General features: G+C 68.0%; 13 protein-coding genes and 1 riboswitch. Of the genes, 8 read left to right on the forward strand and 5 right to left on the reverse strand.

Annotated elements, in window-relative coordinates:
• Window positions 1-12: 12 nt before the first annotated feature.
• The 3 genes from ABB25_RS06420 to ABB25_RS06430 all read left to right on the forward strand — a co-directional run bounded on the left by ABB25_RS06420 (window position 13) and on the right by ABB25_RS06430 (window position 3,255).
• Window positions 13-438: a protein tyrosine phosphatase family protein gene (locus ABB25_RS06420; RefSeq protein WP_057665111.1), complete on the forward strand. Its 426-nt coding sequence runs from the start codon at window positions 13-15 to the stop codon at window positions 436-438.
• A 36-nt stretch (window positions 439-474) separates the two neighbouring features.
• Window positions 475-576, forward strand: a riboswitch (TPP riboswitch).
• An 82-nt stretch (window positions 577-658) separates the two neighbouring features.
• Complete coding sequence (thiC, locus tag ABB25_RS06425; protein ID WP_057665113.1) at window positions 659-2,554, forward strand: phosphomethylpyrimidine synthase ThiC; 1,896 nt, start codon at window positions 659-661, stop codon at window positions 2,552-2,554.
• 212 nt (window positions 2,555-2,766) lie between these two features.
• On the forward strand, window positions 2,767-3,255 hold the full coding sequence (locus ABB25_RS06430) for a metal-dependent hydrolase (protein WP_057665114.1): 489 nt from the start codon (window positions 2,767-2,769) through the stop codon (window positions 3,253-3,255).
• Between the two features lie 59 nt (window positions 3,256-3,314).
• Here ABB25_RS06430 and ABB25_RS06435 read toward each other — a convergent pair whose 3' ends face one another.
• The 4 genes from ABB25_RS06435 to ABB25_RS06450 are packed head-to-tail and all read right to left on the reverse strand — an operon-like array spanning window position 3,315 to window position 6,850.
• On the reverse strand, window positions 3,315-4,736 hold the full coding sequence (locus ABB25_RS06435) for an aldehyde dehydrogenase family protein (protein ID WP_057665117.1): 1,422 nt from the start codon (window positions 4,734-4,736) through the stop codon (window positions 3,315-3,317).
• Complete coding sequence (locus tag ABB25_RS06440) at window positions 4,729-5,769, reverse strand: nitrilase-related carbon-nitrogen hydrolase (RefSeq protein ID WP_057665118.1); 1,041 nt, start codon at window positions 5,767-5,769, stop codon at window positions 4,729-4,731. The genes ABB25_RS06435 and ABB25_RS06440 overlap by 8 nt, the downstream gene beginning before the upstream one ends.
• Window positions 5,766-6,056, reverse strand: a complete 291-nt coding sequence (locus ABB25_RS06445; RefSeq protein ID WP_057665120.1) for a DUF1330 domain-containing protein — start codon at window positions 6,054-6,056, stop codon at window positions 5,766-5,768. The genes ABB25_RS06440 and ABB25_RS06445 overlap by 4 nt, the downstream gene beginning before the upstream one ends.
• Window positions 6,056-6,850 (reverse strand): enoyl-CoA hydratase/isomerase family protein, encoded by a 795-nt coding sequence (locus ABB25_RS06450; protein ID WP_057665122.1) that lies wholly within the window; start codon window positions 6,848-6,850, stop codon window positions 6,056-6,058. Before ABB25_RS06450 ends, ABB25_RS06445 begins: the two co-directional genes overlap by 1 nt.
• 57 nt (window positions 6,851-6,907) lie before the next feature.
• On the opposite strand from ABB25_RS06450, the gene ABB25_RS14540 reads away from it, so the two are divergent.
• Together ABB25_RS14540 and ABB25_RS06460 are read left to right on the forward strand one after the other, a co-directional pair.
• Entirely contained in the window at window positions 6,908-7,699 is a 792-nt protein-coding gene (locus tag ABB25_RS14540) for a GntR family transcriptional regulator (RefSeq protein WP_152981070.1), read from the forward strand.
• 85 nt (window positions 7,700-7,784) lie between these two features.
• Entirely contained in the window at window positions 7,785-8,723 is a 939-nt protein-coding gene (locus ABB25_RS06460; RefSeq protein ID WP_057665127.1) for a VOC family protein, read from the forward strand.
• Between the two features lie 105 nt (window positions 8,724-8,828).
• Here ABB25_RS06460 and ABB25_RS06465 read toward each other — a convergent pair whose 3' ends face one another.
• On the reverse strand, window positions 8,829-10,412 hold the full coding sequence (locus ABB25_RS06465; RefSeq protein WP_057665128.1) for an alpha/beta fold hydrolase: 1,584 nt from the start codon (window positions 10,410-10,412) through the stop codon (window positions 8,829-8,831).
• Window positions 10,413-10,564: 152 nt separating this feature from the next.
• On the opposite strand from ABB25_RS06465, the gene ABB25_RS06470 reads away from it, so the two are divergent.
• The 3 genes from ABB25_RS06470 to ABB25_RS06480 all read left to right on the forward strand — a co-directional run bounded on the left by ABB25_RS06470 (window position 10,565) and on the right by ABB25_RS06480 (window position 14,456).
• Entirely contained in the window at window positions 10,565-11,218 is a 654-nt protein-coding gene (locus ABB25_RS06470; RefSeq protein WP_057665130.1) for a hypothetical protein, read from the forward strand.
• A gap of 11 nt (window positions 11,219-11,229) precedes the next feature.
• On the forward strand, window positions 11,230-12,018 hold the full coding sequence (locus tag ABB25_RS06475) for an SDR family NAD(P)-dependent oxidoreductase (RefSeq protein WP_057665132.1): 789 nt from the start codon (window positions 11,230-11,232) through the stop codon (window positions 12,016-12,018).
• 317 nt (window positions 12,019-12,335) lie between these two features.
• Window positions 12,336-14,456, forward strand: coding sequence for a TonB-dependent receptor (locus ABB25_RS06480; RefSeq protein ID WP_160319413.1), 2,121 nt, complete (start codon window positions 12,336-12,338; stop codon window positions 14,454-14,456).
• Window positions 14,457-14,520 lie beyond the last annotated feature (64 nt).

Genomic DNA, 14,520 nt, shown 5'->3' on the forward strand with positions numbered 1-14,520 from the left:
GAGAGAAGCCCCATGTCCTTGCCCGAAGCCTATGCCCCGCTGCGATATGCCGCCGGCCAGATCAGCCACGACCAATGGCCCGCCCTGAAGCAGGCCGGACTGGCCGCAGTGATCAACCTGCGCCCGGACAGCGAACAGCCCGGGGTGGACGAGGCCGCACTGGTGCGCGCCGCCGGCCTGGCCTACCACGCACTGCCGATTGCCAGTGGCGATGACCTGGACCGCGTCCGGGTCGCGCACTTTGCCGAGCTGCTGCAGACCCACGCCGAACAACCGCTGCTGATCCACTGCGCCAGCGCCAACCGGGTCGGCGCACTGGTCGCGCTGCACGCGGCCTGGCACCAGGGCATGGCGGCCGAAGAGGCGATCGCGCTGGGCCGGCGCGCCGGCCTGCTCGGGCTGGAACCTTGCGTGCGCGAGCTGCTGGCCGACGCCTGAGCGCTGCCCGTCGGGCCGGCGGATATGCTCTAATCGGCGCCGAAGCGGGGGTATCACCGGGTTGATGCGGTGATTGAGACAGACCCTTCGAACCTGATCCGGTTGATACCGGCGTAGGGAAGCTTCGCAGGCCAACCGGCCCGGGGACCGTGCATGCGCACGCCCGGTGCCGGCATGCGTGCGCGCTCCCGCTTCGTTCCCATCACCAGGACGAAGTGCCATGAATGCCAGCACCACCGCGTTGTTGCAACAGACCCAGTCCCTCTCCGAGGCCGTGACCCGGCCGATTCCCGGTTCGCGCAAGATCCATGTCGCCGGTTCGCGCCCGGACCTGCGCGTGCCGATGCGCCAGATCGCGCTGAGCGACACCCCGACCGCCAACGGCCCGCAACCCAATGCGCCGGTCACCGTGTATGACACCTCCGGCCCGTACACCGACCCGGACGCGCGCATCGACCTGGCCGCCGGCCTGCCGGCACTGCGCGCCGGCTGGATTGCCGAGCGCGGCGACAGCGCGGTACTGGACCGGCTCAGTTCCACCTTCGGCCGTGCCCGCGAGCTGGATGCGCGGCTGGATGCGGTGCGCTTCCCGGCCCGGCGCGCGCCGCGTCGCGCCCTGCCCGGTGCCAATGTCACCCAGCTGCACTACGCCCGCCGCGGCATCATCACCCCGGAAATGGAATTCGTCGCCATCCGCGAGAACCAGCGCCTGGAGGCGCTGGCCGATGCCGGCCTGCGCGCACAGCACCCGGGCCAGTCCTTCGGCGCCAGCATCCCGGAGCGGATCACCGCCGAATTCGTGCGCGAGGAGATCGCCCGCGGCCGCGCGATCCTGCCGTGCAACATCAACCACCCGGAAAGCGAGCCGATGATCATCGGCCGCAACTTCCTGACCAAGATCAACGCCAACATCGGCAACAGCGCGGTGTCTTCGGGCATTGCCGAGGAAGTGGAGAAGCTGGTCTGGGCGATCCGCTGGGGTGCGGACAACGTGATGGACCTGTCCACCGGCAAGCACATCCACGAAACCCGCGAGTGGATCGTGCGCAACTCGCCGGTGCCGATCGGCACGGTGCCGCTGTACCAGGCACTGGAAAAGGTCGATGGCCGCGCCGAGGACCTGAGCTGGGAGGTCTACCGCGACACCCTGGTCGAACAGGCCGAACAGGGCGTGGACTACTTCACCATCCACGCCGGGGTGCTGCTGCGCTACGTGCCGCTGACCGCCAACCGGGTCACCGGCATTGTCAGCCGCGGCGGCTCGATCATGGCCAAGTGGTGCCTGGCCCACCACCGCGAGAACTTCCTCTACACCCACTTCGAGGAAATCTGCGAAATCATGAAGGCCTATGACGTGGCCTTCTCGCTGGGCGATGGCCTGCGCCCGGGCTGCATTGCCGATGCCAACGACGCGGCCCAGTTCGGCGAGCTGGAAACCCTGGGCGAACTGACCAAGATCGCCTGGCAGCACGATGTGCAGTGCATGGTCGAAGGCCCGGGCCATGTGCCGATGCAGCTGATCAAGGCCAACATGGACAAGCAGCTGGCCGAGTGCGGCGAGGCACCGTTCTACACCCTGGGCCCGCTGACCACCGACATCGCCCCGGGCTATGACCACATCACCAGCGCGATCGGCGCGGCGATGATCGGCTGGTACGGTACCGCGATGCTCTGCTACGTGACCCCGAAGGAGCACCTGGGCCTGCCCAACCGCCAGGACGTGCGCGACGGCATCATGGCCTACAGGATTGCCGCCCACGCCGCCGACCTGGCCAAGGGCCATCCCGGCGCGCAGGTGCGCGACAACGCACTGAGCAAGGCGCGCTTCGAATTCCGCTGGGAGGACCAGTTCCACCTCGGGCTGGACCCGGAAAAGGCGCGTGAGTTTCACGACGAGACCCTGCCCAAGGATGCGCACAAGAGCGCGCACTTCTGCTCGATGTGCGGGCCGCACTTCTGCTCGATGAGCATCACCCAGGACGTGCGCGATGCCGCTGCGGCGCAGGCCGGACAGCCGCCGGCACCGGCGCTGCCGGAGCAGGCCATTGCCGAGGGCATGGCCGGGATGTCGGCGCAGTTCCTGGCCGAGGGCGGCCAGGTCTACCAGCGCCAGTAAGCGACCTGCCCCGTTGCGGCCGGCAGCTGCCGGCCGTGGCGGGGCAGACCGTGGCCGGGTTGGGATGCATGGAGCCCAGCGGGACTCAGCGGGCCGGCACGGTGGCCACTGCGCATCCGCTTCGGCTACCTTGCGCAACCTGTACAACCTGCGCCCGGGCCGGGAAGTCCTCCCGGCAGGGCGCAGGCCTGTCCCCTTGCGAGTCCCCGCCCATGCCGTTCACCCCGTTCCATCTTGGCCCCGGCCTGGCAATCAAGCCGCTGGGCGGGCACCGGATCAGCCTGCTGGTGTTTGCCGGCACCCAGGTGCTGATGGATATCGAGCCGCTGCTTGGCCTGCTCGGGCTGATCGACAGCCTGCACGGTGTCAGCCACAGCCTGGCCGGGGCCCTGCTGATCGGGCTGCTGGCCACACTGACCGGGCGGCCGATCGGCAACAGGATGCTGCGCCTGCTGCGCTGGCCTGCGCCGCCCATTGACTGGCCGGCGGCGGCGCTGGGGGCGTTTGTCGGCAGCTTGAGCCATATCGCGCTGGATGCGCTGATGCACGCCGACATCCAGCCGCTGTGGCCGCTGACAACGGCCAACCCGTTGCGTGATGCCCTGTCCTGGTCGGCCCTGCACGGCGGCTGCGCGCTGCTCGGGCTGCTGGGCCTGCTGGTGATTGGCCTGCGCCATTACCATCAGGCGCGGCGGCGCTGAGCGCCAACCCTGCCGGGACAGAGCCCCGGACAGGGTGATATCAAACGCGGCTGCCCGGCTCAGGCCGCCGGCGGGAACCACCACGGCGAGGCGGTGCCGTTGTTGATCAGCAGCGCGCGGGCGCGCACGAAGCGGCGGATCGAGGCGGTGCCCATGCGCGAGCCGCCCATGCCGGAGAGCTTGAAGCTCTGCTTCTCGGCCGTCTGCACCATGCCGGTCAGGCAGGCATCGTTGATCGAGATGCCGCCGGCCTGCAGCTGGCGGGCCACGCGCAGCGCGCGTTGCTGATCACTACTGAACACCGCGGCCGACAGCCCGAACTCGGTGGCATTGGCACGCGCAATCGCCTCGGCCTCATCGGCCACCACGATCACCGGCAGCACGCTGGCAAAGCTCTCATCGCGCACCACCGCCATGTCATCGCTGACATCCACCAGCACGGTGGGCGGGCACCACACGCCGCCACGCTCGACCAGCGCACCGCCGGTGAGTGCACGCGCGCCCCTGGCCAGCGCATCGGCCAGCTGGCCGCGCACCAGTTCCACCTGCGAGGCGGCGATGACCGGGCCGATCTGGCCGGCCTTGGGGTCATCACAGGTCAGGGTCAGCGCCGCGGCCTCGCGGGTGAGCGCCGCGATGAAGCGCTCGGCCACCGGCGCCTCGACGTAGACGCGCTCGATCGACATGCAGCTCTGGCCGCCATTGACGAAGCTGCCCCAGGCCAGTGCCCGCGCGGCGTGCTCGACATTGGCATCGGACAGCACCAGCGCCGGGTCCTTGCCGCCGAGCTCCAGCGAGGCCGGGATGAAGCGGCGCGCGCAGGCCTCGCCGACCTTGCGCCCGGTGGCTACCGAGCCGGTGAAGCAGATCTGGTCCGATGCCTCGATCACCGCCTGGCCGGTGGCACCGGCGCCGGTAACCAGCACGAACACCTCGGCCAGCCCGGCCTCGGCCAGCGCTTCGCGCAGCAGCGGCACGAAGCGCGAGGTGACCTCGCTGGGCTTGGCCAGGATGCTGCAGCCGGCGGCCAGCGCCGGTACCGCGTCGATCAGGGTCAGCATCAGCGGGAAGTTCCACGGGCTGATCACCCCGACCACCGGGTAGGCGACCCAGGTCTGCTGGCTGTGGATGAAGCCGATGGCCTCGACCTGGGGCGGTTTCTCCTCCAGGCAGGCCGGCGCCTGCTGGGCCCAGCGGCGGATCGCGGCGATGGTGCCGTCAACCTCGATCACCGACTCATGCCAGCGCCCGGTATCGGCCAGCAGCAGCTCCAGCAAGGCCTCGCGGCGGGCGGCGATCGCCTCGGCCAGCGCGGCCAGGCGGGCGCAGCGCTGCTCCACCGGCAACGCCGCCCAGGCCGGCTGCGCGGCACGCAGCTGCTGGCCGGCAGCGGCCACGTCGGCGGTGGCGGTGACCGGCAGGTCGCCATCGTGGGCGCCGGTACGCGGGTTGCGCAGCGGCAGGGAGGTCGGCTCAGTCATGCAGGACTCCAAGCGATTTCAGCGCGGCGATCGAGGCCTGCTGGCGGGCAGCAAAATCGGCACGCTGCGGGATGGTGTGGGTACCGCCTTGCAGCAGCTGGTTCGGGGCCAGCGCGGCCGGGGCCACGCCGGCGGCAACCGCGGCATTGGGCAGGCGCGAGAGGAAATTGCCCATGCCCGGACGCTGCCGGCGACGGCGCAGACCGGCGATGTCCAGCTCGGCACTGGCGGCCATCGACTCGCCGGTACCGGCGCAGGCCAGCACCCGGCCCTGGTCATCGACGATCTTGCTCATGCCATCGGCACTGCCCAGCGGCATGTCCACCCCGCTGATGCCGGCGGTGTTGGCCGAGACCACGTAGGCGATGTTCTCGATCGCGCGCGCGCGCTTGGCGATGTCCTTGGGGGTCAGCTCCGGGCTGCCGACCTCGGAGGTGCAGTGCAGCAGCACCTCGGCCCCGCGCAGGCCATGGGCACGCGCGATTTCCGGGTACAGGATCTCCTCGGAGGCAATGCAGGCCAGGTTGCCCAGCGGCGTGCGCGCCACCGGGAACACCCCGTCGATGCCGTAGATGTCCAGGTATTTGTCCCAGACGTCATGCGGGCTGGGCGCGTACAGCGAGATCAGCCGGCGGTAGCGCAGGATCTGGTTGCCGGCATCGTCAAGCACCACCTGCGACTGGAAATACAGGCCCGGGAAGTGGGGGTCGCGCTCGTAGGCGTTGGACACCAGGTACACCCCGTTGTCCTGGGCGATGCGGCCAAGCTGTTCGTACTCGGCCCCGTCCATCGCAAAGCTGCCCTTGGCCGCCCAGCCCTCGATGGTGTCGCCCAGCGGGTAGCTGCTGGCGAAGTACTCAGGCAGCACCACCAGCTTCAGGTCGGCGCCGATGAAGGCCTTGGAGGCACGGATCTGGCGCCCAACCCGCTCGATGTTGCGCGCCATCAGCGCCTGCGCCTGCCCGGCATCGGCACAGCCGTTGACCGCATGGCAGGTGGTCTGCAGCGCCAGCGCGCGATAGGCCAGGCTCATGCCGCATCCTCCACCAGGGTCACCTCGAACACCCCGGTGCCGGCGCGGATCGCCTTGCACGCGGTGTATTCGGGGCTGTTCCAGAACGCCAGCGCGGCGGCACGGTCGGGAAAACGGCTGACCACCACCCGCATGCCATCGTCCTGTCCTTCCAGCCGCTGCTGGCTGCCACCGCGCACCAGGTACTGGCCGCCGAAGCGTTCGAGCAGGGCCGCCGCCTGTGCGGCGTAGGGGGCAAAGCGGGCCGGGTCGGTGACCTTGGCCTTGATCACGAGGTAGGCGGGCATCAGCGCAGGGCTCCGGTAAAGGTGGGTGGGCGTTTGCCGAGGAAGGCGGCAGCGCCTTCGGCGAAATCATCACTGTGGAAGGCGGCAGCGAAGGCGGCCTCGGCGGCGGCGGCATCCACCGCGAGGTCGCCCCCCAGGTGCGCCAGTACGGTCTTGATCCCGGCGCGGGCCTGGCCGGAGGTCGCCCCCAGGTTGTCCAGCAGGCTGGCCCGGGCCTGTTCCAGTGCGTCGGCATCGGCGCACAGGGTGCTGACCAGGCCCCAGTCGGCGGCAGTGGCGGCATCGAGCAGGCGGCCGGTCAGCAGCAGCTCGCGCGCCCGCGCCATGCCGACAGCATGGACCAGGCGGGCGCTGTCGGCGGCGCTGTAGACTAGGCCGAGTTTGGCCGGGGTAATGGCAAAACGACTGCGCGCCGTGGCCAGGCGCAGGTCACAGGCCAGCGCCAGGCCCAGGCCGCCGCCGACGCAGGCACCATCGATCACCGCGATGGTGGTCTGCTTGATGCGCTGCAGCTTGAGCTGGGTGCGCTGTACCAGTGCATTGTTGTCGGCGAAGGCCTGCGGCGAAGCCAGCAGCCGGCCCAGCTCGTCGATGTCGGCACCGGCGCAGAACGCGCCCGGAACCCCGGACAGCACCAGGATATGGGCATCGGAAACGGCCGCCTCGTCCAGGGCGGCCTCCAGCGCGGCCCAGTGCGCGGAGGCCAGCGCATTGCGCTTGTCCGGACGCTGGATCGCGATCTGGATCACGTTTCGGTCGCGGTGGCTTGAAATCACATGCTCGAAGGTGGTCATGGCCTATCCTATTTGTCATATCGTTATAGCATTAAGCCAAAGGAGGGTGAAGCCGACATGTCCCAACAAGATGCCTTGACCAGCCTGCTCAGCGCCAACGCGCACAAGCTGCTGCGCAATGATTTGCCGACCCCGCTGTACCACCAGATGTTCTCGCTGCTGCGTGACCGCATCCTGTCCGGCGAGATCGCCCGCGGCATGCGCATTCCGACCGAATTCGACCTCGCCGACAGCTTCGGGGTCTCGCGCATCACCGCCAAACGGGCACTGGACGAACTGGCCGCCGAAGGCCTGGTCGAGCGCCGCCGCGGCAAGGGCACCCATGTCATCCACCGCAGCCGGCCCAAGCCCATGCACAGCCCGCTGACCGGGCTGATCGAAACGCTGGAGGTGATGGCCGAGCACACCCGGGTGAAGATGCTGCAATTCCGCCGCGCAGTGCCGCCGGAGCCGATCCGCGCCCTGTTCGATACCGGCCCGCGCGAGCCGCTGGTGCAGGCCATCCGCCTGCGCCTGCGCAACGACACCCCGCTGGGCTACTACGTCAGCTGGACCCGCACCGACAACGACGAGGTGTTCAACGAGGCACGGCTGGCCAACACCGCCCGCCTGACCCTGTTCAAGGAAATGGGCATCGCGCTCAAGCAGGTCGAGCAGGTACTCAGTGCGGTCAATGCCGATGCGGTGGCTGCCCTGCACCTGAAGGTCGAACCCGGCACCGCCCTGCTTGCGCTGGAACGCCGCTCCTACGATGCCGAGGGCCAGCTGGTGGACCTGCTCAACATCCAGTACCGCCCGGACCAGTTCACCTACCAGATGACCCTGGACATGGAAAACGGCGCGGAGTAATACCTGCGGCTGGACGAAATGTCCGGACATGCAGCAGGATCGGGATGCCCCACGCATCTTGTCACCTGTCACTGGAGTCCGCGGCATGCTGTCAGAAGTGAAACTGGTCACCCTGGGCGTCAGCGATCTGGAGCGCGCCCTGTCCTTTTATTCCCAGGCCCTGGGCTACCGGCTGCAGGCGCGTGGCGACATCCCTGCCGAACTGGCCGCCCTGTGGCGCTTTGACCCGGCACTGCGTGGGCGCTGGGCGGTGATTGCCGCCGACGACAGCGGCCTGGGCCGGATCCGCCTGCTGCAGTTCGATGCGCCCGGCCAGCGCCTGTGGCATGCCGGCAACCTGTACAACGGCAGCGGCTATTACGCACTGAACTTCCGTTGCCGCGATGCCCTGGCAACGATGCAGGCGGTCACCGCCGCCGGCGGCAGCAGCGCACACGAACCCAGCTACTGGGAAGTCAGCGAGCAGGTCGCGGTGCGCGACTCGATCAACGACGACCCCGATGGCATCCGCCTGGACGTGTTCTCGTACGAGCGCGGCGGCGAACTGCGCGGCGCGCTGGAGACCGAGGTCAGCGTGGTGCAGACCATCGCCATCGCCACCCGCGATGTCGCCCGCTCGGTCGCCTTCTACCAGGCACTGGGCTTTGAAACGCTGTTTGACCGGGTGCTGGATTTCCCCGAACTGCAGGCGCTGCTGGGCACCGACCGCCCGGTCAAGATCCACAACGTCAACCTGATCAAGGACGGCCATATCGTCCCGGGCCGGGTCGAGATGTTTGCCTACCTGGAAATGGAGCACCTGCCCGATGCGCCGCTGCGCGATGCGGCGGTACCGCCGAACATCGGCATCCTCTCCGCCTCGCTGCGCAGCGATGACCTGGACGCCGACGTGGCACGGGTGCTGACGCTGGGCGGGCAGCTGATCGCACAGCAGGTAGTGGAGCTGCCCGGCGTGGGCCGCTGCGCGGTGGCCAGCGCGTTCGGCCCGGATGGCGAGCAGCTGGAGCTGTTCCAGCCGCAGTGACGCCGCACGTCGATCACCGCACCGCGACCGTGGTGACGCCATACCTCGGCTGAGACGACAACGCCCACCTTGCGGTGGGCGTTGTCGTTGCAGCGCGTGCCCGGCTCAGCCAGCCAGCTGGCGGCGCAGGGCGGCGGTACGTCCGGCATAGTCGTCCGCTTCGGCACATTCCAGCCGTACTGGCACGGCGAGCGCGGCAATGGCCTGCGCCAGCCCGGGCACGACGGCACCGGCAAACAGCAGCGGCAGGCGCTGGCCCAGGCGCAGCAGCTCGACCACGTTGGCATGCACGCGCGCAGTGTCCGGCCCGGCCACGCGCCGGCGCGCGCCGGCCGACGGTGCCAGCCACGGCCACAACAGGTGGCGCTCGCGCTCCCATTGCCAGGCCTCGGCCATATGGCCGCCGGCGCGGTGCACCTGCGGGTCAGGCAACTGCTGCAGGAAGGTCTGGCACTCGGCCGCATCCAGCAGCCACGGCCGGTGCAACACCACGCCACTGACCTGGCCGGCCAGTGCGGCCACCAGCGCCGGCACATAGCCACCGGCAGCCTCGTGTGCCTGCACCTCCAGTGGCTGGCCGCCGGCCAGCCGGGTGCTGACAGCCAACAGCGCGGCGTGCATGGTGGCCGCCTCCGGCGCGTGCGCGGTTTCGCACGAGGCACCATGGCCGGGCAGCTCGACCAGCAACTGGGTACGTGCATCGGCCACCACCTCCTCCGGCTGCAGCGGACGCTGACCCGGGGCGTGGATGTGCAGCACCGCGCCCTGCTGGCCCTGCCGCACCCACACGGCCACCTCACCGACGGCGGTATCCACGATCTGGCGGTACCAGCCCTCCAGCACGCGCGCGCCCAGATCAACCGATGCCGGTCCGAGTGCATCGGTGGTGTCGGCCAGGATCGCATCCATGCGCCGGTGCAGGCCGTCCACATCCTCGTGCTCGATCACGCAGGCCACGTTGTCCGGCAGCGCCGGCAGGCGTTCGTGGTGAGGCAGCAGCACGTCGGTGGAGCGGTAGACCAGCCAGGCCGGGCAGCGCAGCTCGGCCACGCGCTGGCGCTGGGTGTAGGCAAAGGCCGCGCCATAGCCGATGCGGTAGTTGTCGCCGACATCCAGGATGTCCATCGCCGCGTCATGCGTGCCTGCGGGCGTGTACGGCGGCAGCACGATCGCGCAGTCGGCCGACGGGTCGCACCACGGGAAGAAGTACAGCTGCTCGCGCATGCGCGACCACAGCCAGCGCAGGTGGCCACCATCCCAGCTGGGCACGAACGGCGGCAGGTACTTGTCGGTGTAGCGCGCACGCTCGGCATCGTTGAACAGCGCGTAGCCGTCGATCACCAGCGCGCTCAGCCGCTCCGGCGCGATCCAGCCCAGGTGCATGCCGATCAGGCCGCCGGTGTGCATGCCGAACAGCGCGAACTTCCCGATGCCCAGCGCATCGGCAAAGGCCAGGGTGGCGCGGGCGAAGCCATCGATGTCCTGCTCGCCCGGCAATGGATCGGAGTAGCCAAAGCCCGGGGTATCGGGCGCGATCACCGTGTAGCGGCCGGCAAAGCGCTCGATCATCGACAGCCACATCCGCGAGTTCTGTGGCGACTGGTGCAACAGGATCAACACCGGGCCGCTGCCGGCGTAACGGTAGTGCACATGCCGGTTGCCGATGCGTACGAATTGCCGCTGGATCATGCCTGCTCCTGGAGATGTGGGCGGTGGCGGAAGGTATCAGTCACGCTTTGACCATTGACATACCAATATGTCAATAAGGCAGGCACCGCCAGCCCGGCATATGACCTGCGCCGGCGGCTTCCTTCACTACGGAGAGTGCCGTGGAACACCACATGTACCTGGTTTATGCCCACCTGCTGCTGTTTGCGTACTGGCTGGCCCCGGACTGGGGCGTATATGTGACCTCGGCCTATGTCGCCCGCGCCGACCTGCCGCTGGCCGAGCGCCGGCGCTTCCTGCAGGCCGCGCTGCGCATCGACCTGGTGCCACGCTCGTGCCTGATCCTGCTGCTGCCGCTGGGCCTGCAGCTGGCCAGCAACCTGCAGCTGATAGCGCTGCCGGCCGGGTCGATGGCGCTGATCTGGGCTGCCGGGATCGCCTGGCTGCTGCTGTCCTGGTCGGTCTACCGGCACCCGGCCGATGCGCTGGGCCAGCGCCTGAAGCGGATCGACCATGGCATCCGCGTGGTGCTGGCGCTGGTGCTGATCGGCAGCGGCAGCTGGGCGCTGGTCACCGGCCAGGGCGTGTATGTCGGCTGGCTGGCGGCCAAGCTGGTCGGCTTCGGCCTGCTGCTGATCCTGGGCCTGGTGCTGCGCCGGATCATGGGCGGCTGGGCCAGTGGCTTTGCCCGGCTCGAGGCCGAGGGCTCGACCCCGGCCACCGAGGCGATCTTCCGTGACAGCCTGCGCCGCGCGCGGCCGATTGTCTGGGTGTTCTGGACCACCAGCGCGCTGATGGCCTTTGCCGGCCTGCTCAAACCCTTCTGAGGAAACCTGCCATGCATACAGCCAATCCCGCCAGCATCGTGCTGCCACCGCGGATGCACCTGGTCGTCGTCGGCGGCTGCGGTGGCATCGGCCACGCCATCGTCCAGGCCGCGCATGCCCAGCAGGCGCAGATCAGCGTGGTCGACCTGGCCCAGTCGCTGCAGCAGCGCCCACTGCCGGACGGCGTGCACGGCGTGGCTGCCGACATCCGCGACCCGGCCGCGGTCAGCGCCGCATTCGCGCAGGTGGCCGCGCACCACCCGCAGATCGACGGCCTGGTCAATGTCGCCGGCTACACCGGTGGCCTGCAGACCCTGGACGGGCTGGAGGCGGCAGTGTTCGAGGACATCCACCAGGGCAACCTGCGCGGCGCCCTGCACTGCTGCCAGCAGGCGCTGCCGTTGCTGCGCCAGGCGCCGCACCCGGCCATCGTCAATGTCTCCACCGGGATCGCCAGCATCGGCGCGGCCGGCTATGGCGCCTATGCCATCGCCAAGGCCGGCTTGAATGCGCTCACCCGCGTGCTCGCCGCCGAGGCCGCGCCGCAGGTGAGGGTCAATGCGGTGGCACCGGGCGGGGTGGATACCGCCTTCCTGCGCGGCGGCTATGGCCGCGGCGGGCGCGAGGACGGTGCACCGCTGCGCCTGGACATCGATGCCTATGCGGCCAGGGTGCCGCTGGGCCGGATCGGCGTGGCCGCCGACATCGCCGCGCCGGTGCTGTTCCTGCTCAGCGATGCGGCCGCCTACATCAGCGGCCAGGTGCTGCACGTCAACGGCGGCGCGCTGATGCGTGACTGAAGGCGGTAGCGGCAACGGCACCCAGGTATCAATGACATATCGATGGCACCTTTAAGTCATTGATGCACCAATCAGGTGCAACTTCAACGCCCCATTACGGGGCGTTTTTTTATTTCCCATCTACAAACAGTCACTTGCATAAGAAACAACGTGTTGCGCAGCAGCGAAAAAGAAAGTCAATAGACCGATTGTCCAAAACCGTCGCAGGCTTAATACTCTATTCACATATTGATATAGCAATGCAGCAATTTGTTTCTCCCCACGGCAAGACCCGAAACAAGCGTTCTTCATCCTCCACCGCGTTCCAGAGGCGAGTCATGAAAGAAGTTATGTACCGGAGTGCATTGGCAGTTGCGATCGTGACTGCCCTTGGTAGTGGCAATGCCCAGGCCCAGTCGACCCAGTCGACCGATGAGCAGGCCGTGCAGCTGGACCAGGTCAGCGTGACCGCCCAGCGTCGCGAGCAGCAAGTGCAGAAAACCCCGCTCAGCCTGACCGTGATTTCCGGCCCCGAGCTGGAGCGGATGCAGGTCACCCGCGTGGATGATGTCAAGTTCACCACGCCCAACATCATCATCGAGCAGAACACCGGCACCAGCTCCGGCGCCAAGATCATCATGCGCGGCGTCGGCGCCGACGAATCGATGTTCACCAATGACCCGGCGGTGGCGCTGTACATCGACGATGTCTACATCGCCCGCCAGAACGGCGCGATGTTCGACCTCTACGATGTCGAGCGCATCGAAGTGCTGCGCGGCCCGCAGGGCACGCTGTATGGCCGCAATGCCACCGGCGGTGCGATCCGCTACATCTCCAAGAAGCCAACCGGCGAAGACCGACTGTCGGCGGACCTGAGCGTGGGCAACCTCGGCCGTCTGGATGGCCGGGTGATGTTCGCCACCCGCGTCGGCGAGACCCTGGACGTGTCGGCCGCCGTGCTCAGCCGCAACCGCGACGGCATCCTGCATGACCAGGTCGGCAACCGCGATGTCAACGACCAGGACGTACTGGCCGGCCGTCTGGCCCTGGCCAGCACCTGGGGCGAAGCCTCGTATGCCACCTTGAGCATCGACCGCCTGCGCGAGCGCTCGACCCCGGCCTGGGGCACCCCGGTGGGCATGGTCGATGACAAGGTGTTCCCGCAGCTGGGCAGTTTCTACCAGACCCGCACCGACGCCGAAGGCCTGAGCGACATGGACCAGTTCGGCGTCGCGCTGACCAGCGAAACCGACTTCGGCAGCTTCTCCTGGCGCAACATCCTGCACTACCGCACGATGGACCATCACTTCTACATGGACGTCGATGGCACCGACCAGATGCGCTACCACCTGGAACAGGACCAGCAGCAGAAGCAGCGCGGCTACGAGGCCCAGTTCACCTCCCAGCACGATGGCCCGTTCAACTGGGTGGCCGGCGTGTTCGCCTTCCAGGAAAGCAACGACCAGCCGACCCGCTCGGACATCTTCGCCCGCGGCGCCACCACCTATTACGTGGAACAGGACACCACCGCCTGGGCGGTCTACGCCCAGGGCGGCTATGACTTCAGCGACAGGCTGACCCTGACCCTGGGTGGGCGTTACAGCTCGGAGAACAAGGACTTCAACGTGGTTGCCCGGCGCAACGACGGCAGCATCGACTTCACCAAGGCGCTGGACAAGACCTGGACCCGCCCGGACTGGAAGGTGATGCTCGATTACGACTTCAACGACAACATCATGGGCTATGCCAGCGTCACCACCGGCTTCAAGAGCGGTGGCTACAACGGCCGCGGCACCACGTTTGCCACCATCACCCCGGTCGATGCCGAGACCCTGACCGCGTATGAAATCGGGGTAAAAACCACGCTGCTGGACAACCGCGTGCGCTTGAACGCCAACTACTACCGGCTCGATTACGACGGCATCCAGCTGACCGCAGTCAACCCGGAAGGCGTGTTCGTGATGACCAATGCCACCGGCGCGCTGATCCAGGGCATCGAAGTGGACCTGCAGGCGCAGGTCACCCGCAAGCTGAAGGTCAACGCCAGCTTCGGCACCATCGATGGCGAATACCAGAACTACAGCGATGCCAATGCTGCCTACTTCAACGGCCGCTCGATGAAGAGCTCGCCGGACCTGCAGTGGAACATCGGTGCCAGCTACGTGCAGCCACTGGCCACTGCCGACCTGGTACTCAGCGCCCAGGCCCGTTACACCGATGAGTATTACCAGAACCAGGACACCTCGCGGCTGATCATGACCCGCGCCAATACCGAGTACAACGCACGCGTGGCCTATGAACCGCATGATGCCAACTGGTCGGTGGCACTGTGGGGCAAGAACCTGAGCAACGAGTTCTCCTCCACCGGTGGCTTTGACATCGCTGGCCTGGGCATCGGCGTGATCTACCCGAACGTGCCACGCACTTACGGCGTCGAGTTCAAGTACCGGTTCTGGTAAGCACAGCGGACGAAAACCCTTCCCACCCGTACCACCTGCCGCTCCCATCCGGGAGCGGCAGCGT

This window comes from Stenotrophomonas koreensis (assembly GCF_001431525.1).
GTDB lineage: Bacteria > Pseudomonadota > Gammaproteobacteria > Xanthomonadales > Xanthomonadaceae > Stenotrophomonas > Stenotrophomonas koreensis.

Bases quoted from the DNA above. Each gene is read 5' to 3' on its own strand.
- ABB25_RS06420 (WP_057665111.1), top strand. From the start codon at position 13: ATGTCCTTGCCCGAAGCCTATGCCCCGCTGCGATATGCCGCCGGCCAG.
- thiC (WP_057665113.1), top strand. From the start codon at position 659: ATGAATGCCAGCACCACCGCGTTGTTGCAACAGACCCAGTCCCTCTCC.
- ABB25_RS06430 (WP_057665114.1), top strand. From the start codon at position 2,767: ATGCCGTTCACCCCGTTCCATCTTGGCCCCGGCCTGGCAATCAAGCCG.
- ABB25_RS06435 (WP_057665117.1), bottom strand. From the start codon at position 4,736: ATGACTGAGCCGACCTCCCTGCCGCTGCGCAACCCGCGTACCGGCGCC.
- ABB25_RS06440 (WP_057665118.1), bottom strand. From the start codon at position 5,769: ATGAGCCTGGCCTATCGCGCGCTGGCGCTGCAGACCACCTGCCATGCG.
- ABB25_RS06445 (WP_057665120.1), bottom strand. From the start codon at position 6,056: ATGCCCGCCTACCTCGTGATCAAGGCCAAGGTCACCGACCCGGCCCGC.
- ABB25_RS06450 (WP_057665122.1), bottom strand. From the start codon at position 6,850: ATGACCACCTTCGAGCATGTGATTTCAAGCCACCGCGACCGAAACGTG.
- ABB25_RS14540 (WP_152981070.1), top strand. From the start codon at position 6,908: ATGTCCCAACAAGATGCCTTGACCAGCCTGCTCAGCGCCAACGCGCAC.
- ABB25_RS06460 (WP_057665127.1), top strand. From the start codon at position 7,785: ATGCTGTCAGAAGTGAAACTGGTCACCCTGGGCGTCAGCGATCTGGAG.
- ABB25_RS06465 (WP_057665128.1), bottom strand. From the start codon at position 10,412: ATGATCCAGCGGCAATTCGTACGCATCGGCAACCGGCATGTGCACTAC.
- ABB25_RS06470 (WP_057665130.1), top strand. From the start codon at position 10,565: ATGTACCTGGTTTATGCCCACCTGCTGCTGTTTGCGTACTGGCTGGCC.
- ABB25_RS06475 (WP_057665132.1), top strand. From the start codon at position 11,230: ATGCATACAGCCAATCCCGCCAGCATCGTGCTGCCACCGCGGATGCAC.
- ABB25_RS06480 (WP_160319413.1), top strand. From the start codon at position 12,336: ATGAAAGAAGTTATGTACCGGAGTGCATTGGCAGTTGCGATCGTGACT.